Annotated in this window: 21 protein-coding genes and 1 pseudogene; 15 read left to right on the top strand and 7 right to left on the bottom strand. The window is 41.7% G+C overall.

Features of this window, described 5'->3' with window-relative positions:
• Positions 1–2: 2 nt before the first annotated feature.
• Complete coding sequence (locus LCD32_RS01885; RefSeq protein WP_224562611.1) at positions 3–2,585, top strand: YfhO family protein; 2,583 nt, start codon at positions 3–5, stop codon at positions 2,583–2,585.
• Positions 2,586–2,609: 24 nt separating this feature from the next.
• On the opposite strand, the gene LCD32_RS01880 is transcribed toward LCD32_RS01885, so the two are convergent.
• Positions 2,610–3,743, bottom strand: a complete 1,134-nt coding sequence (locus LCD32_RS01880; RefSeq protein WP_060780898.1) for an FAD-dependent oxidoreductase — start codon at positions 3,741–3,743, stop codon at positions 2,610–2,612.
• Between the two features lie 207 nt (positions 3,744–3,950).
• On the opposite strand from LCD32_RS01880, the gene LCD32_RS01875 reads away from it, so the two are divergent.
• Positions 3,951–4,256 carry a DinB family protein gene (locus LCD32_RS01875; protein ID WP_224562608.1) on the top strand — a complete coding sequence of 102 codons (306 nt, stop codon included), beginning with the start codon at positions 3,951–3,953 and terminating at the stop codon, positions 4,254–4,256.
• A 166-nt stretch (positions 4,257–4,422) separates the two neighbouring features.
• On the opposite strand, the gene LCD32_RS01870 is transcribed toward LCD32_RS01875, so the two are convergent.
• From LCD32_RS01870 to LCD32_RS01860, 3 genes are all read right to left on the bottom strand, one after another.
• On the bottom strand, positions 4,423–4,845 hold the full coding sequence (locus tag LCD32_RS01870; protein WP_060780899.1) for a regulatory YrvL family protein: 423 nt from the start codon (positions 4,843–4,845) through the stop codon (positions 4,423–4,425).
• A 66-nt stretch (positions 4,846–4,911) separates the two neighbouring features.
• Positions 4,912–6,075, bottom strand: coding sequence for an oxalate decarboxylase family bicupin (locus tag LCD32_RS01865; RefSeq protein ID WP_060780900.1), 1,164 nt, complete (start codon positions 6,073–6,075; stop codon positions 4,912–4,914).
• 94 nt (positions 6,076–6,169) lie between these two features.
• The gene (locus LCD32_RS01860; RefSeq protein WP_003217819.1) at positions 6,170–6,334 is read right to left on the bottom strand and encodes a YvrJ family protein; all 165 of its coding nucleotides are present in this window, start codon (positions 6,332–6,334) and stop codon (positions 6,170–6,172) included.
• Positions 6,335–6,500: 166 nt separating this feature from the next.
• Between LCD32_RS01860 and LCD32_RS01855 the strand changes: the two genes are divergently transcribed.
• Positions 6,501–7,103, top strand: a complete 603-nt coding sequence (locus LCD32_RS01855) for a sigma-70 family RNA polymerase sigma factor (protein ID WP_060780901.1) — start codon at positions 6,501–6,503, stop codon at positions 7,101–7,103.
• A complete protein-coding gene (rsoA, locus tag LCD32_RS01850; RefSeq protein ID WP_152035164.1) occupies positions 7,051–7,272 on the top strand; it encodes a sigma-O factor regulator RsoA in 222 nt (73 codons plus the stop codon). The genes LCD32_RS01855 and rsoA overlap by 53 nt, the downstream gene beginning before the upstream one ends.
• 18 nt (positions 7,273–7,290) lie before the next feature.
• Here rsoA and LCD32_RS01845 read toward each other — a convergent pair whose 3' ends face one another.
• Positions 7,291–8,271, bottom strand: a complete 981-nt coding sequence (locus LCD32_RS01845) for a metal-dependent hydrolase (protein WP_039167934.1) — start codon at positions 8,269–8,271, stop codon at positions 7,291–7,293.
• 191 nt (positions 8,272–8,462) lie between these two features.
• Here LCD32_RS01845 and mutY point away from each other — a divergent pair, with 191 nt between their 5' ends.
• Positions 8,463–9,563: an A/G-specific adenine glycosylase gene (gene mutY, locus LCD32_RS01840; protein WP_039167932.1), complete on the top strand. Its 1,101-nt coding sequence runs from the start codon at positions 8,463–8,465 to the stop codon at positions 9,561–9,563.
• On the opposite strand, the gene LCD32_RS01835 is transcribed toward mutY, so the two are convergent.
• Positions 9,550–9,774 carry a hypothetical protein gene (locus tag LCD32_RS01835; protein WP_008341962.1) on the bottom strand — a complete coding sequence of 75 codons (225 nt, stop codon included), beginning with the start codon at positions 9,772–9,774 and terminating at the stop codon, positions 9,550–9,552. The genes mutY and LCD32_RS01835 overlap by 14 nt on opposite strands.
• 81 nt (positions 9,775–9,855) lie before the next feature.
• On the opposite strand from LCD32_RS01835, the gene fabL reads away from it, so the two are divergent.
• The 10 genes and pseudogenes from fabL (at position 9,856) to LCD32_RS01785 (ending at position 19,404) form a co-directional block, all read left to right on the top strand.
• Positions 9,856–10,608: an enoyl-[acyl-carrier-protein] reductase FabL gene (fabL, locus tag LCD32_RS01830; protein WP_007496726.1), complete on the top strand. Its 753-nt coding sequence runs from the start codon at positions 9,856–9,858 to the stop codon at positions 10,606–10,608.
• Positions 10,609–10,683: 75 nt separating this feature from the next.
• Positions 10,684–10,833, top strand: a pseudogene (locus LCD32_RS01825) (gamma-type small acid-soluble spore protein); the annotation flags it as partial.
• A gap of 174 nt (positions 10,834–11,007) precedes the next feature.
• Positions 11,008–11,268 (top strand): YgaB family protein, encoded by a 261-nt coding sequence (locus tag LCD32_RS01820; protein WP_025206975.1) that lies wholly within the window; start codon positions 11,008–11,010, stop codon positions 11,266–11,268.
• 147 nt (positions 11,269–11,415) lie between these two features.
• Positions 11,416–11,946 (top strand): DUF402 domain-containing protein, encoded by a 531-nt coding sequence (locus LCD32_RS01815; RefSeq protein ID WP_008341956.1) that lies wholly within the window; start codon positions 11,416–11,418, stop codon positions 11,944–11,946.
• A 95-nt stretch (positions 11,947–12,041) separates the two neighbouring features.
• Positions 12,042–13,784: an ABC transporter ATP-binding protein gene (locus LCD32_RS01810; RefSeq protein WP_008341950.1), complete on the top strand. Its 1,743-nt coding sequence runs from the start codon at positions 12,042–12,044 to the stop codon at positions 13,782–13,784.
• Positions 13,785–13,896: 112 nt separating this feature from the next.
• Entirely contained in the window at positions 13,897–14,919 is a 1,023-nt protein-coding gene (locus LCD32_RS01805; RefSeq protein WP_060780902.1) for an ABC transporter ATP-binding protein, read from the top strand.
• Positions 14,888–15,865 (top strand): ABC transporter ATP-binding protein, encoded by a 978-nt coding sequence (locus tag LCD32_RS01800; protein WP_082181635.1) that lies wholly within the window; start codon positions 14,888–14,890, stop codon positions 15,863–15,865. The genes LCD32_RS01805 and LCD32_RS01800 overlap by 32 nt, the downstream gene beginning before the upstream one ends.
• Positions 15,840–17,426 carry an ABC transporter substrate-binding protein gene (locus tag LCD32_RS01795; protein WP_060780904.1) on the top strand — a complete coding sequence of 529 codons (1,587 nt, stop codon included), beginning with the start codon at positions 15,840–15,842 and terminating at the stop codon, positions 17,424–17,426. The genes LCD32_RS01800 and LCD32_RS01795 overlap by 26 nt, the downstream gene beginning before the upstream one ends.
• 61 nt (positions 17,427–17,487) lie before the next feature.
• Positions 17,488–18,489: an ABC transporter permease gene (locus LCD32_RS01790; RefSeq protein ID WP_007496737.1), complete on the top strand. Its 1,002-nt coding sequence runs from the start codon at positions 17,488–17,490 to the stop codon at positions 18,487–18,489.
• Positions 18,490–18,507: 18 nt separating this feature from the next.
• Positions 18,508–19,404: an ABC transporter permease gene (locus LCD32_RS01785; protein ID WP_007496739.1), complete on the top strand. Its 897-nt coding sequence runs from the start codon at positions 18,508–18,510 to the stop codon at positions 19,402–19,404.
• Positions 19,405–19,630: 226 nt separating this feature from the next.
• Here LCD32_RS01785 and LCD32_RS01780 read toward each other — a convergent pair whose 3' ends face one another.
• On the bottom strand, positions 19,631–20,704 hold the full coding sequence (locus LCD32_RS01780) for an FUSC family protein (protein ID WP_007496742.1): 1,074 nt from the start codon (positions 20,702–20,704) through the stop codon (positions 19,631–19,633).
• Positions 20,705–20,951 lie beyond the last annotated feature (247 nt).

Genomic DNA, 20,951 nt, shown 5'->3' with positions numbered 1-20,951 from the left:
AGATGATGAAACGTAGATGGATACTCATTGGAATGTGCCTCATTCTCGCTTTATTAGGACACTCCTTTTTCTTATATGAATATACGCAAGGCCGATATATGACGGGAGATGGGGATGGCATTTCGCAAATGCTCCCGTTTAAAAAGCTGCTGTATGACGAATACGTCAAAGGAAACTTCTTTTATTCCTATCAATTTGGTCTAGGCGGCGGTACATATACACAATTAGGTTATTATTTTACAACGTCGATGGTCTTTATGGTCACAGTCGCTGTTGTCTGGCTATTAAATGCGCTTCACCTTGTACAGTCAACAGACATTCACTTTTGGGCAAATGCTGTCATTTGGCTTAGTGTGATCAAGCTGACAGTCATTCTGTTCATCGCATATCGTGTGCTCCTCTCGATTGTGCAGCATAGGCTGGGGGCGCTGACAGGTGCCGGTATTTACGGACTGTCTATTGTGTACTTTCGGCATCAAACATTTTGGGAGTTTTTCACCGACAGCATGATGTGGCTTCCGCTGCTTGTGCTCGGGGTTGAACGTATTTTCAAAACAGGCAAGCCGGCTTGGTTTATTACGGCTTGCAGTCTCATGCTGATCAATAATTTTTACTTTGCTTACATTCACTTTATCTTTTTAGCCATTTATCTTGTCTTCAGATATATGATTAAGCTTCAAAGCGAGGAGCGAGGCTGGAAGGTGTTTTGGACCCTTGCGATCTCTACGCTGTTATCGTTTGGGATCAGTGCTGCCTTTTTTATTCCGTCTGTTTACGGCTTTCTCAATAATGTAAGACCGCCGTATGAACAGGCAATTCCTTGGTTTGAGCTGCATGATCATCTGCTGTTTACAAGCAGGGTGTATTTATTGCCGGTCATCTTTCTGATTTGTCTGTTCCTCGTTCCGCTATACCGGAACAGATGGTTTTTCATGTTCACATCGATCAGTGTTCTGCTGATCATTTTTCACTACAGTCCAAAGATGGCGAGCGTGTTTAATGGTTTTTCAGCACCGCAGTATAGGTTTGAATACATTCTTGCCTTTACAGTTGGAGCGTCTGCTGCCATCACGATCAAGCATTTTGCGCAAATCGAGTGGAAGTGGAAAAAGCGTGCGGTATTAGGCGCTTGGATCATTTTTCTCCTCACTGTCGTTTTATCAGAACACATGGATGTCGTTGTATTTACCGGAATAGGACTGCTTGTGATCAGCTTGTTCTTCCTTTCCATACATGCGGGGAAACGTCTGCACCTGCGTCTTTTTTCTGCTGTTTTGCTTATCATTAGTTTATTGACGGCAGGTGTTTATCAGCAGGGCTACTTATCTGAAAGAAGTAATATCAAGAAAGTCTCAAATACGTATATGAAAAGCGAAGCGTATGCGGGTTCAGAGCAAATGAAGCTGATTCAGCAAATTCAAAACCGCTCAAAAGATGATCCGCTTGCCCGGATTGATTGGATGAATGGTGTACGTAACAACACGCCATTATTTGAAGGCTTTCAAGGCATGAGTGCGTATTCAAGTATATTGAATCAGCATCTGCTCCATTTCTACTGGAATGACCTGCAAATTGATATGGGGCGGGAAAGTGTTAGCCGGTATGCCACAATGGGGAACAGAGCGAATTTATACAGTCTGACCTACGGGAAGTATTATATGAGAGACAAATCGATGTCTTTCTCACCGCCGGTTTATTTTAAGCCCATATTGGAAAGCGAACATTATGAAGTGTATGAAAATACACGCCCGCTCCCATTTGCAAGAACAACGAGTACCGTCTATTCAGAAAAGTCACTAGAGCATGCGTCAGCACTTGATAAAGAACATGCGATGTTGCAAGGTGTAATCTTAAACAAAAAAGGAAATGCTGAAATCGACCAATCGCCTGATCGAATAAAGGATACAAACATTCATACTGAACAAGCGGTATACGAAAATGGCGTGCTTGATGTATACGGGAAAAAGGGCGGGCTGAATATCACCCTTCCAGATGATATGGCCCGCGCTGGGGATGTGTATGTGAGCTTTTATGTGAAGCGGACCGACCGTAACGAAGGGTTTCAGTTATCTGTGGATGACTATGTCACATCACGCAAAAGCAATACGTCTATCTACAAAACAGGCGTTAATGACGTGACGATTCGAGTCCCTGCGGAAAAAATCCTTTCCATACGAGTGCCAAAAGGGACGTATGAGCTGAGTCAATTAAAGCTGTATCATGAGCCTTACCGCACCCTTGCGCGCGCATATGAAAAAGAAAAACAGGATGATGGCAGCCAGCAGGTGAAGCTTAAAAATAACCGCTTTACGATTTCTTATGAGAACAAGCGCGGCGATGATTATATGATTCTGCCAGTACCATATGAAAAAGGCTGGGAGCTCACAGTAAACGGTCAGCAGACCGATATTGAACAAGCCAATTATGCGTTTATCGGTTTTCCAATAGAAAAAGGAAAAAACGAGATCGTGCTAACCTACTATCCGCCTTATATCAGAATTCTCGCATTGATTTCACTCGTCAGTTTGATCGTTGCGATCCTCTATGCACGGAGAAAACACAAGAAACACCACTTTTCAGCATAAGTGGTGTTTTTTTTATCTTTCATCTCATACGTAAGTTTCTTCATCCCATTCAATTGTGTATTCGTTCATTTTTTTATCAATATCGTTCTGAATACTCATGTGCTGAAATAGCGCATTCAATTCTTCTGTCCTCTTTCTTCGATCCTTTTCATAATAATAGAACGCATCTCGATAATCATGATCCCTTAGCATCTTTGCTATGAGCATGGCATCTTCTAGACTATACGATGCTCCTTGACCAACAAAAGGGTTCGCCGTATGTACCGCATCACCTACAAGAACAACACGTCCTTTTGACCACACAGGAAAATCCTTTATTTCATAGATACTTCTTGGAAAGAACATGTTTGTATGATCGATGATGTCAGAAAGATGTTTAGGAATGTTCCAATGTTCCATTTGTTTATATAATAACTGTCGGATGGTTTCTTTATTGGCTTTCTCAAAATGTTTTGTAGGTAACTTCTCAGTACACTGAGAGAAAGCTTGCCATAAAATATTCATTTTATTTGTTGGATGCGCTTTCCCAAAAATGAATTGAAAGTTTCCGTCATTGTAAAAATAACTTGTTGCCTCATCCAATACAAAATCCTTTACAAACGATACTCCTTGTAGTCCCCAAAAACCGCTATAGTCTAATTTAGCATTAAACGCAATAGCCTCTCTTGTTTTAGAAAAAGTTCCATCTGCTCCTATTACGATATCACCTGTTATCACAGTTTCATCTTCAAAAAGAACCTGAACGGAATGAGGCTGCTGTTTGATCGAGGTTAACTTTTTGTTGTATTTCACTTCTATTCCTTGGCGGTGAACTTCTTTTAAAAGTGATTTGATGATTTGGTCTCTCATGACGTTCAGTAAAGGAGCATCATAATATTTTTCACTATAATTGTGAAAGATCGCTTCTACTTCATTTTCACTGTTTATTTGCTGGATCTTCTTTATCACGGTTGCATTTGCTATCACTTCATTTTTACACCCGATTCCATCCAAAATCTTTACCCCATTCGGAGAGAGTAAAAAACCTGCTCCTGTTTCTAATTCTTCATCTGACCTGCTTTCATAAATCGTACTTTCCATTCCAGCCTTTTTTAAAAATAAAGCAGTAGCCAATCCTGCTACACCACTGCCGATAATGATCACATTTTGAGATTTCATCATTTTTCCTCCCTTTTTATAAACAGACCGGTCGGTTTATTTCAGTGCAAAAAAATAAGCTTTTTCATATAGGACAGAGTATCACAATTCCCCCCTTTTCATTTGGTAATTAAAGTATATGATAATATGTTAGAAATGATTTCGCAAGAATGAAACTAACCAATTTCTGATCAACTTCTTTTAAAAACATGAAGGGGATAACAAAACATGAACAAAGACACCGTGATAAAACACTATGAACACACCCTTGAATGGGTGCAGTCACTAACGAAAGTAACAGAAGAAGAATGGCGTAGCGCCATCGCTGATGGAAAGTGGAGCATTGCTGAGATCATCGCACATTTCGTTCCATGGGATGAATTTATTTTACACGATCGCCTAAAGGTATTTTGGAACAATAAAGCGTTACCTCAGGCACCTGATGTGCATGAAATGAATCAGCAGTCAGCCGAAAGAGCAAGAAAGGAAGAGAGAAGCGAGACGATCGGGCGGTTTATTGCTGTCAGAACATAATTGCTTCAAGAAATGAAGAAAATCGAAACATCTCGCTGGACTACACCCTTTCTGATCGGTCAAATCGAATTGACGTTATCAAGTTATTTTCAAGGTTTGATTAAACATGATCTCCATCATATGGAGCAGGTCAAACAAGCGCTCTCTACAGAAAGACGATAGCGTCTCACGAAGCTTCCTTATCAAACGAAAACGACGCATAATCAAACAAAAAATGAAATAACCAAAGACTTAGCGCAAAGAGAATTTCTTCAGAAGTAGTCAGCAAAATGCCGTCAACTAATTCGTCTGATACATAGACAGCACCCCAAATAAACAAAAGGTGAAATAAAACGGCATAGAAAATGATGGATCGTTTTTTGGACCGACACTTACGAACAAACCGCATGAGCACGTGTTCCAGATGTTCAAAAGAGATCCCAAGTACAACATAGGTGCCCATAAACAGTAGCAGCGATAAAATCGAATGATAAAAAGCACCCGTCAAATGAAAGAACAGCACACAAAACAACAAAAATATGTAACAGACAGCCGACGCCGCCATGAGCCATTTCAGCCCTTGCCATAAAGCGTGAACAGGTTGCTGCATGGTAAACAACACTCCTTTACATGAAGATACCTGCAAAAAGGACAGCCTTTTTGCAGGAAGGTGGAATTAATCCTCTTTTTTAGGTGCAGCGATAACAGGATGTTTTTCAGTATCAAGCAATTTCAAGAATTCTTCGCCTTGATCTAAATGATCCAAAACAAGCTGTTTCGGTGTGACCGCAAGCCACTGATTTAGCGAGATATCTGCATAATGATCGCTCTTAAAGATTTCTAAGAAATAAAGCGGTTCGTCACCTGTATTTTCTACATAATGCCCCATCGCAAATGGCACATAGCCAACGTCTCCCGCTTGATAGTTGAAGGTTCTTGCATGTCCATCAGAAGCAAAGACCGTCATTCGTGCCTTTCCAGAAATGAAATATTGCCATTCATCCGTATTTGGATGCCAGTGCAGCTCACGGATGGCACCTGGATCAACTTTCACAAGAGCGGATGCAATCGTTTTAGACGCTTTAAAATTGGTAGAGTCCGCAATCCACACTTGTCCACCGCTTGACGTAATTGGCTTCTGTTTTAACAGCTCATATTTAAAGGAATTCGGGACCTCTCCTTGCTCTGTTTTCACCTTGTCACATTCAAGGGAACCAGGAATTCCTTTTTGGAAAATATACTTCTCTTTCTCTGGCAGCTTCTTAAATTGCTCCTTTGTCATTCCAAAGTTTTGGAGCACAACTTCCTCTGGCGTATGGGCAAGCCAATCAGTCACTTGGAACGTACTATTTTCAGAGAAAGATCCATCATCAAACACAAGCAAGAATTCAGCTCCCGGTTCAAGTGCTTGGATAGAGTGCGGCAAGCCTGAAGGGAAGTACCACAAATCACCCTCTGTTACATCTTCTGTAAAATTGCGCCCCTCTGCATCAACCGATGTAATTCGGGCTTCCCCATAAATCATGTACGCCCATTCCGCTTCCTTATGCCAGTGCAGCTCGCGAATTGCACCAGGTTTTAGCCGCATGTTCACAGAGGCAAGACTTTTAGAGATTGGCAGTTCACGTACCGTTACCTCGCGGGCATAGCCGCCTTTTTCTAAACGGTTGTGCGTATCAGAAAAAGAATATTTCATGTTGGGAACCGTTCCATGATCGGTTTCTGGTGGCGTGAGCATATCTGGGTTTTGTCTGTCTCGCTCGAGATTACGTGGAATTTTGACCGTTGCTCCTTTTTCTCCTCGAATCGGCTGTGGTATTCCATTTTGCTTTTCACTCATGATAAAATCCCCTTTCAACATCGTATTGTGTGAGGTGACAAAATGCCTTTCATTTCGCCCTCGCTTTCATAAGGTGAAACGAATCAAGAAGATGTCAATCTGATTCATCATTTTTTTGAACAGCGACCAATCGTTGGATGAGTTTGCTTAATTCATCAAACTTTCGTTCAAAACGTGTCAGCAAATAAACCGTCAAAATGGCAGGAAAGCCAGCCTGACCGAGCTGCTTCAGCCATTCCTCCGAAAAAAAGGTCTCCATTTGTCTCACCTCCCAGCGGATGCTCGTCTTCTCTATAAGTGGTATGAAAGAAGAAATAGGAAATCAAAGGGGGAGAAAATGAACCATTAGACCCGTTTCACAAAGTTTACTTTTTTTAACTTTTGTCCACTTAATGCAAGTAGAGAGAACAAAGGGGAGGATGCACATGGATTATCGGCTGTTATTGAAAGCAAAATGGAAGGAAATCGTTGACCACCCGCTCATTCAGCAGTTTTTAAGCAATCCTAAAAACCAGCAGTTGCTCCGGCAAGTCATGGAAGAGCCAAACGAAGAAAATGCGAAAAAACTAGATTCCGAGTTCAAGCAGTTTTATCAAAAAATCCGCATCATCAAGTATATTTCCACAATGATCCGCATCTTTTCAGTCGACTTTGACAAACGAGTGAAAAAAAAGCAGCAACGTTTTCCGCTCATACTCGATCATCCTGATACGCAAGAAGTGAAAGACCCTGTTCAAACAGATACGTATGAAGCTGTGCTCTTTAACCAACAAGACTTAGGGGAGCACCTGCAAGACCCAAGATTGTACAAGGCCTATCAGCAGCTCACAGAAAAACAAAAAATGGTTTTAACCCATATTTATGTCGAAGGCCAAACGATGAAGGAAATAGCCGACCGGCTGGGCGAATCAAGACAAAACATCTCAAACATCCACAAAAAAGCGCTCAACAAACTAAAAGAAGAAACAGGGGGAGATGTCCGTGCAAGAAGACAAAATGACCAATGGAGAAATGGAAGAACTCATTGAAACCTTCACACCCATGATCAAAAAGAAACTACAAAACACGGCATATCAAGAAAGAGAAGACCTCGAACAAGAACTCTATATCAAACTCATCGAAAAAGTAGACTGGCTGATTTACCAAGAAGGACCTGGCTTTTGGGAGTTTATTGTGGAATATATGACGAAGATGTAAGCACAAAAAAAGACTCGCTCACACAGAGCCGAGTCTTAATTTTTTTTGCAGTTTTTCTTCACTGAAAATCCAGCCGGTATAGGAATTTTTGATTTGGTGGTCCATGTCGATATGGCAGATTGCAACAAAAGGATAGTGACCTTTGCTGCGGTAGCGCAAATCAATGAACCGTACCTCATAATGATCCTTGTATTTATCTACTTCCCACCGGTAGACAGGGGAGAAGGAGAGAAAGGCTGAAATGTTTTCATCCTGTTTGGCAATTTTCATAATCTCAGTATCAGGGACCGGCACACGGTTAAAGGTGTCTAAAATGATAATCTCACCATTCATACTGCGTCCAACATGGAAAGAGGATTTACATTTCACAGCAATACGCCATTGTCTAAACTTCATTGTAGGCGAAATGATTATTTCCTCAATCTCATCGAATCGTTCACGAAGCTGACGTTTAATCTGAAGCTGCATAATGACCCTGACGATATAGTAACAGAAAATCACGGCATACAGCGTAATGAACGTATAGCCGGGATGTCCGCCAATCGCCCATACGACAATGGCGACAAGATGTGTAAAAAAGATAAACGGATCAAACGTGTTAATGATCCCAAGCGCTACCCATTTCTTTGAAAATGGACGAATGGCCTGCGTGCCGTAAGCATTGAAAATATCGACAAACACATGAAGCACGACGGCTAATAGTGTCCATAACCAAAGGTGAAGTAAATTTGCCCCCGGCACAAATGGGAAAATCACAGCCGGAATTAGCAATGACCAAAACAGTACAGCCGGAATGGAATGAGTAAATCCCCGGTGATTTCTTATATAAACTGCATTATTTTTTAGTTTTAGCACAGTATCAATGTCTGGTGCTTGGGAGCCGGCGATGGTCGCGATCATCACGGCGTGTGCCATGTGTGGATCTGCGCTGACGGCTGGATCTAAAAGCGCAAGTCCCCCAAGAGAAATGCCCATTACTACATGAGTACCAGTATCCAATTGATTACCTCCTAGTTGTCATGCTTAGGAACAATCATACAAAGTATACGTCTCTCATCAAGACTATGTGCAAAATCACTTTTGCTTTATCCCGATTTAATGTAACATGTTAACGTATCTACAAACAGTATACAACAAATAAGGTTCTTTTCAGAACGTTAGCCCTCGGTCCAATGAGAAGGAGTATAGATATGAAAGACATTCAAGAAAAGCTGGACCGCAAAGATATTGCGGGCTTTCAGCATGATTTAATCGATTGGTATGAAAAAGAACAACGTACACTTCCATGGCGTGAAAATCAAGATCCATACCGCGTCTGGGTATCAGAAGTGATGCTCCAGCAAACGAGAGTGGATACGGTCATTCCGTACTTCAATCGGTTTATGGAGCAATTCCCGACGGTGAAGGATCTTGCTTTAGCTGATGAAGAAAAGGTCATGAAAGCATGGGAAGGTCTTGGCTACTACTCACGAGTGCGTAATTTACAGGCAGCTGTGAAAGAAGTCTATGAATCCTACGGGGGCGTTGTTCCTGATACGAAAGAACAATTTTCAAAGCTGAAAGGTGTAGGCCCATATACGAGCGGCGCAGTGCTGAGTATCGCCTATAACAAGCCATACCCTGCGGTAGACGGCAACGTGATGAGGGTCATTTCCCGTATCTTGTCCATATGGGATGATATTGCAAAACCAAAAACGAGAAACATTTTCGAATTTGCGGTTGATCAGCTCATTTCCCGGGAAAAGCCGTCAGAATTCAATCAAGGGCTAATGGAGCTAGGTGCGCTTATTTGCACCCCAACCTCTCCTGCATGCCTCATTTGTCCTGTAAACATGCATTGCTCGGCACTTGAGGAAGGCGTTCAGCATGAGCTGCCGGTGAAAAGTAAAAAGAAAAAGCCGACTGCGAAATCAATGGCAGCGGTGGTGTTATTTGATGATGCAGGCCACCTCTATATTCATAAGCGTCCAAGTACAGGTCTGCTTGCGAATTTATGGGAGTTCCCAAACATGGAAACAATGAAGGGAAGAAAAACGGAAAAAGAGCAGCTGATTGATTTCTTAAAAGAGGAAGCGGGTGTACAAGCAGAACTTGGTGATTTAGAAGGCACCATTCAACATGTATTTACCCACCTCATCTGGAATATTTCTGTTTTCTTTGGACGTGTGACCTCTGTATCTGATGACACGATGCTGAAAAAAGTCACAACAGAAGAATTTGAGGCATATGCTTTGCCAGTCTCACATCAAAAAATATGGAAGATGGCACTTGAACAGCCTAGTCATATTTAACCGTTGTACCATGGGTATAATCGGCTTCATTTCGGTGCAGACCCCCGCGGTTTTCAATTTCAGAAATGATTTCTCGATACTTAGATTGCCCTTCTTCGTTTAAATAAGGTAAAATTTGTTGGAAAGCATGATGAAAAAAAGCAAGCTCAGTATCTTTCCATTGATCCTTTGACATCATGCCAAGCTGGCTTAAATCGCGTCCGACATACATGAATGTAACCTCCTAATAGGAACTTTCCTATTAGTGTGAAGCGAATGGACGAAAACTATTCAAATCAGGAGATGAACCATAATGAACAAGCGTAAATGTGCACTAATTACAGGCAGCAGTAGAGGTGTTGGGAAAGAAGTAGCCCTTCGCCTGGCTGAAAAAGGATATGACATTGTCATTAACTATGCAAGAAGCAAAAAAGCAGCACTTGAAACAGCTGAAGAAATTGAAGCGATGGGTGTTAAAACATTAGTTGTCAAAGCCAACGTTGGTCAGCCAGAGAAAATCAAAGACATGTTCCAGCAAATTGACGAAACGTTTGGCCGTTTAGACGTATTTGTGAACAATGCGGCATCTGGCGTTCAGCGCCCAATCATGGATCTTGAAGAAAATCATTGGGACTGGACCATGAATATCAATGCGAAAGCCTTGTTATTCTGCGGACAAGAAGCAGCCAAATTAATGGAGAAAAACGGCGGCGGACATATCGTCAGCATTAGCTCACTAGGCTCTATCCGCTACCTTGAAAACTACACGGTGGTCGGTGTATCTAAAGCAGCACTAGAAGCGTTGACACGCTACCTATCCGTTGAGCTGTCACAAAAAAATATCGTCGTGAATGCCGTATCAGGCGGCGCCATTGATACAGATGCACTCAAGCACTTCCCAAATCGTGAAGAGCTATTAGAAGACGCTAAGAAAAATACACCAGCAGGCCGTATGGTGGAAATTAAAGACATGGTCGACAGTGTAGAATTCCTTGTATCAGGCAAAGCAGATATGATTAGAGGACAGACGATTATCGTCGATGGCGGACGTTCTTTGCTTGTTTAAAAAAATTATGAATAAGATGTACACCTTCTGCACAAATTAATGTGCGTGGAGGTGATAATGATGGATAAACAACAAAACAAAACAAACGCACAACAAGTGAAAAAACAAAACCAAGCTGCTGCACAAGGCGGTCAATATGGCACTGAATTTGCTAGCGAGACTGACGCACAGCACGTAAAAAAATACAACCAAAAAGCTGAGCAAAACAAACAACAAAACAGCTAATCACTGAAACAAAGGGAAGCACTTCATCTACGAATGAAGTGCTTTTCTTTTTGCCTCTCCCCACCATCCGACAAAACCTGTAAAACCTCTACATAAACAGTCAAAGGACTTCTTCCTTCTTTCAAGAAATGGTATAGATACAAAAAGTCGATACGAATGAAAGGGAGGAGTTAGATGTCTGATTTCGATCAGCTTGTCAGAGAACAAATGCAGCTTATGGATCAGCTGCTCGATGTACAAGGAGAACTTGATCTGTACTTAGAGACAGAAAAACAATTGCTGCAAGGTGAAAAAAAGGAAGAGCGGCATAAGCTTCATGATCAAATCAAACAGAAACGAGAGGAACTGCAAAAAGTCCAAACACTATTTACAAAACAGACTGAACAAGTCATCAATTCGTATAAACAAATGGAGAAGAGCTCAACCGTCATGTAAAAGAGTGTGCCGTTCAATTGGGTTGAATGGCTTTTTCATTTCATTTTTTAATGATGTAACGGTATAATATAATAGAGACATGTTTAGTTGGGAAATTAGGTCTTTGGACTGTTAGGTTTGTTTGTTATAGAAAGTAGGGGAGAAAATATGGGCTATCCCAAGGAAGGAGAAACCATCCAAATTCAAAGCTATAAACATAATGGCTTGATCCACAGGATTTGGAATGAAACCACCATTCTGAAAGCAACGGAATTGTGTATCATTGGTGCAAACGATCGAACAATGGTGACTGAATCCGATGGCCGAACATGGATGACAAGAGAACCGGCTATTTGCTATTTTCATGCAAAACAATGGTTTAATGTCATTGGGATGCTTCGAGATGATGGGGTGTATTATTACTGCAACATCAGCTCTCCTTTTGCGACAGATGAAGAGGCGATTAAGTATATTGATTACGACTTAGATGTCAAAGTCTTTCCGGACATGACGTATAATATTTTGGATGAGGATGAATATGCAGATCATAAGAGGCAGATGAATTATCCAAAAGAAATCGATAGTATCTTACGAGAGCATCTAAATACATTACTGCATTGGATTCACCAGCGGAAGGGACCGTTTGCTCCAGAATTTGTGGATATGTGGTATGAACGTTTTTTGCGTTATACAAAATAAGTAACAGCAGCTAAAACCTGTTTGGCTTTTCAAAGCCAACAGGTTTTTGATTGCGTACGGATAAGAGGCACTGATAGATTGGGAAGGAGATTTACATGGGGGTCATAAAACGTTACATGGCTTTTGTAACACCGTATAAAAAACAGATTGCATTGACAATGGTGATCGGAATGATTAAGTTCTCGATCCCCTTAACATTGCCTCTGCTTTTAAAGTATGTCATTGATGATGTGATTCAAGGCTCTGGATCGGCTGAAGAAAAAACATCCACTCTCTTTATTATTATGGGAATCATGCTTGTATTATTTTTAGTGATGAGACCGCCTGTTGAGTACTACAGACAATACTATGCGCAGTGGACAGGCAGTAAAGTATTATTTGATATTCGGGAAAAACTGTTCTCGCACATTCAAAAGTTGAGCCTTCGTTATTACGCCAACACGAGAACAGGGGAAATTATTTCAAGGGTCATCAACGATGTGGAGCAAACAAAGGAATTTGTCATCACAGGGCTTATGAACATTTGGCTTGATTTGATGACCGTCCTGATTGTGATAGCCATTATGTGTACACTGGATCTTAAACTCACCATTGTGTCTGTCATTATTTTTCCGCTGTATGCGTTAGCAGTGAAGTATTTTTACGGACGGCTTCGCAAGCTGACAAAAGAGCGGTCGCAGGCACTGGCTGAGGTACAAGGGCACCTGCATGAGCGAGTACAAGGAATGCCTGTCATTCGCAGCTTTGCGATTGAAGAATACGAACAAGAGAATTTTCACGATGAAAATAAAAATTTCTTAAACAAAGCGATCAATCATACGAATTGGAATGCCAAAACATTCGCTGTCGTCAATACGATCACAGACATTGCGCCGCTGCTCATCATTGCTTTTGCTGGTTATACCGTCATTAACGGGTCGCTTTCAATTGGGACAATGATTGCCTTTGTCGGCTACATTGATCGGATGTACAACCCGATTCGCCGTCTCATTAACTCATCGACGACTTTAACTCAGTCAGTAGCATCAATGGATCGTATTTTTGAGTTTATTGATGAACCGTATGAAGTAACAGACAAGCCGAATGCAAAAGAAGCCAATCACTTAAAAGGAGAGGTAGAATTTAAAGATGTGTCGTTCCGTTACGAACATACACAGGAAGAGATTTTACACAATATCTCCTTGAAAGTAGAAAAAGGCCAAACCGTTGCGCTTGTAGGAATGAGCGGCGGAGGGAAGTCGACACTCGTCAGTTTAATTCCAAGATTTTATGATGTCACAAGCGGATCACTCGAAATTGACGGCATTGATATTAAAGAGTACAAGGCAAGAAGCCTGCGGAATCAAGTCGGGATGGTGCTCCAAGATACATTCTTATTCAGTGACACCATTAAAGAAAATATCGCTGTGGGAGACCCGGAAGCATCCTTTGAGAAAATTGTGTCGGCGGCCAAAGCGGCTAATGCCCATGAGTTCATCATGTCTCTTCCTGAAGGATATGACACAAAGGTAGGAGAACGTGGCGTAAAGCTATCAGGCGGTCAAAAACAACGAATTTCAATTGCGAGGGTATTTCTTAAAAATCCACCGCTGCTTATTTTAGACGAAGCGACGTCTGCACTTGATTTAGAAAGTGAACATTACATTCAAGAAGCGATGCAAAAGCTGGCAAAAGATCGCACAACTTTTATTGTTGCGCACCGTTTATCAACGATTACACATGCGGACCTCATTGTGGTCATGGAGCAAGGCGAGATTGTGGAAAAAGGAACACATGAGGAGTTAATGAACCGAGACAGCCACTATCGCCATCTATTTACCATTCAAACATTAAATTAGTAGAAGCCTATCCGATTCTAGCGGATAGGCTTTTTTATGCTTGTCAAAAACATGACATATTTCCCAGCTTGTCTCAATACAATTTTAAAAAGTATGACGGGGTGGTGAAGATGTGAAAGAACAAGAAGTATTGCTAGATGTCAAACAGCTGTCTATTGCCTTTCAGCAAAAAAAGCAGAGAGTGCCGATCGTCCATGACATCTCATTCTCTATTCAAAAAGGAGAAACCTTAGGTATTGTGGGCGAATCTGGCTGCGGGAAAAGCATCACATCCATGTCTTTAATGGGGCTGAATCACCAAACAGAAACAACAGGTCACATACAATTTGAAGGTCAAAACCTGCTGTCACTGTCGGAGAAACAATGGCGAGAGGTCAGAGGGAATGACATCTCAATGATTTTCCAGGAACCCATGACTTCTCTCAATCCACTCATGACCATCGGCAAGCAAATGACAGAAGCCCTTTTCACACATCAGACTATCAACCAAAAAGAAGCAAAAGTGAAGGCGGTAGATTTGCTTCAAACGGTTGGCCTGAAACAAGCAGCGTCATTACTCAAAAAATATCCACATGAACTATCGGGCGGCATGCGTCAGCGTGTGATGATTGCGATGGCGATGCTGTGTCACCCAAAGCTCATGATTGCAGATGAACCAACGACTGCACTTGATGTCACCATCCAAGCACAAATTCTTCGTTTGCTCAAAAAGTTAAATGAAGAGATGGACACCGCTATATTATTTATTACTCATGATTTAGGCGTCGTGCGGCAAATATGCCAGCGTGTCATGATTATGTATGCCGGTCGAATCGTAGAAGAAGGAACCGTTGACCGTATTTTCCAAAAACCTCTCCATCCCTACACGAAAGGTCTTTTCGCCTCTGTTCCATCATTTAAAGAGAAAAAAGAAAAACTCATGTCTATTGCGGGTCATGTACCTAAGCCAGGAGCTATTCAGTCCGGCTGTCAATTTGCACCACGCTGTCCATATCAAATGACGCAATGTCTTGAAAAAGACCCATCTTTACAATCCATTTCACACAATCACCGCGTCGCATGTTTTCTAATGGAAGGAGGAGAAGACACTGAATCACCCACTGTTGCAAGTGAATCAACTGACGAAGCGTTATGACACATCGGCATTTTTTTCTAAACACAAACAGACGACTTTGGCTTTAAATCAAGTGTCCTTTCACGTGAAAGAAGGAGAGACGCTCGGCATTGTGGGCGAATCTGGCTGCGGGAAATCAACCCTTGGCAAAAGCTTAATGAGATTAATCGAACCGACTTCTGGCTCAATCCAAATGAAAGGAAAAGAAGTGACGCTTCTGAAAGAACGAGACATGCGTTCCTTCAGAAAAGACATTCAAATGATTTTCCAAGATCCATACGCTTCCTTAAATCCACGAATGAAAATCAAAGACATTTTAGAAGAACCGCTCATTGTTCATAAACATGGAACAAAAGCAGAAAGACAAAAGCGGGTAAAAGAGATGCTGCACATTGTTGGGTTTGACCCATCCTATGGAGACCGTTATGCGCACCAATTCAGCGGCGGTCAGAGGCAGCGTATTGGAATTGCTAGGGCGCTCATTACTCATCCAAGTCTTGTGATTGCCGATGAGCCAGTTTCCGCTTTAGATGTATCGGTTCAAGCGCAAATATTGAATTTAATGCTCGAATTGCAAAAGACGCTTTCTCTGACGTACTTGTTTATTTCTCACGATCTAGGCGTTGTCAAGTATATGAGCGACCGAATTGCAGTGATGTACGCTGGCCGTATTGTAGAAATGGGTCCTGCGGAGGACGTATTTCACAAGCCGCTTCATCCTTATACATCGCTTCTTCTGAAATCCATTCCACATATGGATCACGTGCTGGAAACGCAGGATGTGTCAGCGGAAGAATCCACCCTGGTGTCAGAAGATGGCTGTCCTTTCTATAAAAGATGTCCAAAAAGGTGGGCGCAATGCTTGCAAGATGTTCCGCCTTTGTATGAGGAGGAAACAGGCCATGCAGCTGCGTGCTATTTATATCAAAAGGAGGAACACAATGAAGAAGACATGGTTATTCAGTAGTTTCATTTTTGTGCTGGCACTTGCGTTATTTTTAGGGGGCTGTTCATCTTCATCAACATCAGAAGAAAAAGCCACCAAAAACACTCTCGTATTTGGCAGAGGAGGGGACTCTACGTCACTTGATCCGATTACAACAACAGAAGGCGAAACCTTCAAGGTCACAGAGAATATGTTTGAAAAGCTTTTGAATTACGGTGAAAAAGACACGACTATCCATCCGGGCCTCGCAACAGAATGGGATGTTGCGAAGGACGGAAAATCGTACACGTTCTTCTTAAGAGAAGGTGTGAAATTTCACGATGGCACAGACTTTAATGCAGAAGCAGTGAAATTCAACTTTGACCGCTGGATGAATGGAGATGCCGAAAAATTTCCTTACTACGGCATGTTTGGCGGCTATAAAAAAGATAAAGGGCATGTCATTAAAGACATCATCGTTAAAGGAGAGCATGAAATTGAATTTCAACTCAAACGCCCGCAAGCAACATTTCTGAAAAACATCGCCATGTCACCATTTGGTATCGCTAGTCCTGCAGCAGTTGAAAAAAGCGGTGATTCATTTAGAGAAAACCCAGTGGGCACAGGACCATTTAAGTTTAAAGAATGGAAGCAGAGCGACCGTATTGTCTTAGAAAAGAACGAAGATTACTGGCAAAAAGATAAACCAAAACTGAAACAAATCATCTTCCGCTCTATTCCTGAAAACTCTGCTCGTTTAAATGCGCTTAAAACAGGCGAAATCGACTTAATGGATGGCGTCAATCCGTCCGATTTAGATGGCATTAAAACAGACAAAGCGCTCCAGCTGATTGAGAGACCATCCATGAACGTGGGTTATATCGGGCTGACAGTGACTAGAAAGCCGCTTGATAACAAGTTGGTTCGTCAGGCACTAAATTATGCAGTTGATAAAGAATCAATCATCGAGTCGTTTTATGGAGGGCTTGCTGAACCAGCAAAAAATCCACTTCCTCCGTCATTAGAAGGCTACAATGACGAGATTGAGCCATATCCATATGATCCGGAAAAAGCAAAAGAACTATTGAAAGAGGCAGGCTTCCCTGACGGTTTTCGCATCAAGCTTTGGGCAATGCCTGTGCCGCGTCCATATATGCCAGACGGGATGAAGGTAGCTGAAATCATTCAGTCAAACTTTGAAAAAGTTGGTGTCAAAGCCGAAATCGTCACATATGATTGGGCGACTTATTTAGATAAAGCAAGTAAAGGCGAAGCAGATGTGTTCTTATTAGGATGGACAGGGGACAATGGCGATCCTGATAATTTCATCTATACATTATTAGATAAAGACAGTATTGGCGGTAACAACTATACATTCTTCCAAAACGATAAAATGCATGACATCCTCATTGAAGCTCAGACCGATACGGATCAAAAGAAGCGAAATGAATTATATCAAGAAGCTCAAGAAATCATTCATGATGAAGCACCTTGGATTCCATTAGTCCATTCAATTCCAATGCTCGCCGCATCTAAAGATTTAAAAGGCTACCAGCCGCATCCGACTGGTTCCGAAGCATTGACTGACGTATATTTCGAATAAGCAAATAAGGGAGATCGTTCGATCTCCCTTATCCAAACAATGAAAAGGCGGTGAAAGCTGTTTGTTTGCTTATTGTATGAAGCGAGCAGGAATGCTCATTCCAGTACTGATCGGAATGACCTTAGTTGTATTTTCTATTATTCGGTTTATCCCTGGAAATCCGGCGCAGGTCATCTTAGGACAGCGGGCAACGAAAGAAGCAGTAGAGCAATTGACGATTCAGCTTGGTTTAGACCAGCCGTGGTACGTACAATATGGTCACTACATGCTGGGGCTTTTAAAAGGCGATCTAGGGACTTCCATACGAACAGGAGCGGCTATTGCCCAGGAAATGAAGCCTTACTTATTCGCTACATTAGAATTGACTTTCTTCGCTATGTTGCTGGCGATTATTGTCGGTGTGAATGCCGGAATCATTAGTGCATGGTTTAAACATTCTTTCTTTGATTATGTGGCCATGTTTATTGCTCTCATTGGGGTGTCCATGCCGATTTTTTGGTTAGGCTTAATGGGACAGTGGCTATTCTCGATTGAATTAGGTATTTTGCCGACTACAGGACGAGAAAACGTCAGAAATCCGGTAGAGTCGATCACCTATATCCATACGTTGGACACGCTTTTGCAAGGACGATTTGATCAATTCTTTGACAGCATCAAGCATTTAATTTTACCAAGTACCGCTCTCGCAACGATTCCTGCTGCGATTATTGCAAGGATTACGAGGGCAAGTATGTTGGAAGTTCTTCATTCAGATTTTATTCGAACAGCAAAAGCAAAAGGGGTACGTTCATTTTTCATCATTTATCAGCATGGGCTGAAAAATGCGCTCATTCCGATTTTAACGATTATTGGTCTTCAAACAGGTCTCTTGCTAGGCGGAGCCATTTTAACAGAAACGATCTTTGCTTGGCCGGGAATTGGGCGATATATTTACGATGCAATTAGCTATCGTGATTATCCTGTCATTCAAACTGGCATTCTTGTTGTTGCGCTCATATTTGTGCTGATCAATTTCATTGTGGATATCTTGTATGCAGTCATTGATCCGAGGATTAAATACTAGTGAAGGGAGAGTGACGACATGGAAGCGCAAAAAGAGCTTCAAGCACCTAAACAAAAGGAAGAACGCTCTCAATCACTGATTCTTGAATCGATGAAACTGTTCTTTCAGCACAAGCTGGCGGTCATTGGCACTGTGATTGTCTTTTTATTTCTGATCCTAGCAATCTTTGCACCGCTCATTGCTCCTTATGGAATCAACGAGCAGTCACTAGGCGAGCGATTTAGTGCCCCTTCAGCTGCGCATTGGTTTGGTACGGATGATTTCGGGAGAGACATATTTTCTAGAGTCGTGCATGGAGCTCGGATTTCATTATGGGTGGGTTTCTTCTCCGTTCTCGGGTCGGTTATTTTAGGGACATTGCTTGGGTTGATGGCAGGTTACGGCGGTAGATTACTGGATGCTGTCATCTCAAGACTATTTGATATTTTACTCGCTTTTCCTAGCATTCTATTAGCGATTGCGATTGTTTCCATCTTAGGACCTTCCTTACAAAATGCCCTAATTGCCATAGCGATTATTAACGTCCCCACATTTGGCCGGCTGGTTCGTTCAAAGGTGCTGAGCATTAAGCAAGAAGAATATGTTTTAGCAGCAAAGGCAGTCGGGATGTCACACCGCCGCATCGTTCTTCGTCACATTCTGCCAAATAGTATGGTGCCGGTCATCGTTCAAGCGACGCTTGCGATTGGTACAGCCATTATTGAAGCGGCGGCTTTAGGATTTTTAGGATTAGGTGCACAAGCGCCAAGTCCAGAGTGGGGGAAAATGCTTGCCGATGCGAGACCTTATCTCGTACAAGCGCCATGGACTTTATTTTTCCCGGGGATTGCGATCATGCTGACGGTTCTTGGCTTTAACTTGATGGGAGATGGATTAAGAGACACCCTTGATCCTAAAATGAAGAAAATAAAATAAGACCGATTCTAAGAATCGGTCACAGCGTGTAGGCAAACCCTCGCATTCGTTGTTAGTCCTGCGTGCCGGTGCTCACGAATGTCAGATTCGCTCCGCTCCGGTACTCGTCCTTCCTTGATTTCAAGGGTTTTCAATTACGCTGAAAAGAAGACAAAGGGCTAAATAAAGATCATTTTAGCCCTTTGTCAAAAATGTAAGCCCGATTCTAAGAATCGGGCTTTTCGATTTAAGCTTCTTTTTCTTCTGTCTCAATCTCACTATCTTTTGGGTGATACGTTTGGAAGCTTGTAATCAAAGTATCTAGATGCTCCAATTCATCACGGTATTCAATAATACTCGACATCACATTCAGCATATTGTAATCCAGCAAGTCGTTTTCTTGATTTTGCTGGTGCTGAATAAATGATTTCGTTAATGCTTCAAGACGAAGAGAGCATTCATTTTGAAATTCATCGTCCTGCGGTTTCATTTTTCCAACAAACTTCATCAAGGTACGTTCATGCCAATAAAGTAAATAATCAATCTCATCTGTTAAGCTCTCTCTGAAATGCTCTGGCATCAAATGAATTTCATTTTCTAATTTATGAAGCTTTTTCAGCAAGTACAGCGCTCGATTAGACGTCATGATTGCCTGTCTGAATAAAACAAGCTTTCTAGATTTGACATAAGTTGTTTTCTTTAAATAGCTTCGTTCTTCTTTGTATAACAAGTAAATGTGATCTAATTTGATCATGCGTTCTTTTATTTGATCGATGTCATCCTTTAAAGTGGAATGATCAGTAGACTGTCTGGAGCTCAGACGGATCCATTTTAAAATCTCCTCCGTATTTTCCATAATGTGATGAACAAGCTTTGTTTCATACTTTGGCGGCAGGAAAATCAAATTCACTAAAAATGAAGAAAGTACGCCTAACACCACAGTTGCTGTTCGAATTAAGGCAAAGGAAAGGAAATGATCCCCTGCACTTTCTAAAATCGCGATGACGGTTACGAGTGCAATCGGAATCGTGTGTTCAATCTTCAGCTTTAAATTAATCGCAATGACCATGACGGCAGTTAAGCCGATGATGACTGGTCCTGTGCCAAAAAGCAGACCGAACGTAATGGCAAGTGCTGCTCCAATAATATTGGCTTGCACTTGATCAACAATCGTTAAAAATGATCGATAAATAGATGGCTGGATAGCAAATACAGCTGCAATTCCCGCGAAGACGGGTGTCGGCAACCCAAGCCATGTTGCCAGGTAAAGCGCGAGTACAATGGCAATACCAGTTTTTAAAATACGGGCTCCAAGTTTCATTGGTTTTGTCCCTGCATTCCTTTCTTTTCGATAATAGATGACCACTTGTCATATATCATAAATATTTTGATGAAACAACTAAGTAATATACAGCGGTCTTCCGAAATATTCAAGTGATTTTTGAAAGTTCATGAAAACATCAAAAGAAGGTATTGAGAAAAAATGTAACAGATTCACTCGCTTTTGACAATCAAGAGCTGGTAAATAAAAAAACAGACGCATGAATTTACGTCTGTTTTTCTCTTCA

Source organism: Bacillus sp. RSS_NA_20, from assembly GCF_020165915.1.
Classification (GTDB): Bacteria; Bacillota; Bacilli; order Bacillales; family Bacillaceae; genus Bacillus; species Bacillus altitudinis.
This window is presented reverse-complemented; position numbering and strand designations above follow the sequence as displayed.

What these genes read in the sequence shown, in the direction of transcription:
- LCD32_RS01885 (WP_224562611.1), top strand. Translation starts at nt 3, where the DNA reads ATGATGAAACGTAGATGGATACTCATTGGAATGTGCCTCATTCTCGCT.
- LCD32_RS01880 (WP_060780898.1), bottom strand. Translation starts at nt 3,743, where the DNA reads ATGAAATCTCAAAATGTGATCATTATCGGCAGTGGTGTAGCAGGATTG.
- LCD32_RS01875 (WP_224562608.1), top strand. Translation starts at nt 3,951, where the DNA reads ATGAACAAAGACACCGTGATAAAACACTATGAACACACCCTTGAATGG.
- LCD32_RS01870 (WP_060780899.1), bottom strand. Translation starts at nt 4,845, where the DNA reads ATGCAGCAACCTGTTCACGCTTTATGGCAAGGGCTGAAATGGCTCATG.
- LCD32_RS01865 (WP_060780900.1), bottom strand. Translation starts at nt 6,075, where the DNA reads ATGAGTGAAAAGCAAAATGGAATACCACAGCCGATTCGAGGAGAAAAA.
- LCD32_RS01860 (WP_003217819.1), bottom strand. Translation starts at nt 6,334, where the DNA reads ATGGAGACCTTTTTTTCGGAGGAATGGCTGAAGCAGCTCGGTCAGGCT.
- LCD32_RS01855 (WP_060780901.1), top strand. Translation starts at nt 6,501, where the DNA reads ATGGATTATCGGCTGTTATTGAAAGCAAAATGGAAGGAAATCGTTGAC.
- rsoA (WP_152035164.1), top strand. Translation starts at nt 7,051, where the DNA reads ATGTCCGTGCAAGAAGACAAAATGACCAATGGAGAAATGGAAGAACTC.
- mutY (WP_039167932.1), top strand. Translation starts at nt 8,463, where the DNA reads ATGAAAGACATTCAAGAAAAGCTGGACCGCAAAGATATTGCGGGCTTT.
- LCD32_RS01835 (WP_008341962.1), bottom strand. Translation starts at nt 9,774, where the DNA reads ATGTATGTCGGACGCGATTTAAGCCAGCTTGGCATGATGTCAAAGGAT.
- fabL (WP_007496726.1), top strand. Translation starts at nt 9,856, where the DNA reads ATGAACAAGCGTAAATGTGCACTAATTACAGGCAGCAGTAGAGGTGTT.
- LCD32_RS01820 (WP_025206975.1), top strand. Translation starts at nt 11,008, where the DNA reads ATGTCTGATTTCGATCAGCTTGTCAGAGAACAAATGCAGCTTATGGAT.
- LCD32_RS01815 (WP_008341956.1), top strand. Translation starts at nt 11,416, where the DNA reads ATGGGCTATCCCAAGGAAGGAGAAACCATCCAAATTCAAAGCTATAAA.
- LCD32_RS01810 (WP_008341950.1), top strand. Translation starts at nt 12,042, where the DNA reads ATGGGGGTCATAAAACGTTACATGGCTTTTGTAACACCGTATAAAAAA.
- LCD32_RS01795 (WP_060780904.1), top strand. Translation starts at nt 15,840, where the DNA reads ATGAAGAAGACATGGTTATTCAGTAGTTTCATTTTTGTGCTGGCACTT.
- LCD32_RS01785 (WP_007496739.1), top strand. Translation starts at nt 18,508, where the DNA reads ATGGAAGCGCAAAAAGAGCTTCAAGCACCTAAACAAAAGGAAGAACGC.
- LCD32_RS01780 (WP_007496742.1), bottom strand. Translation starts at nt 20,704, where the DNA reads ATGAAACTTGGAGCCCGTATTTTAAAAACTGGTATTGCCATTGTACTC.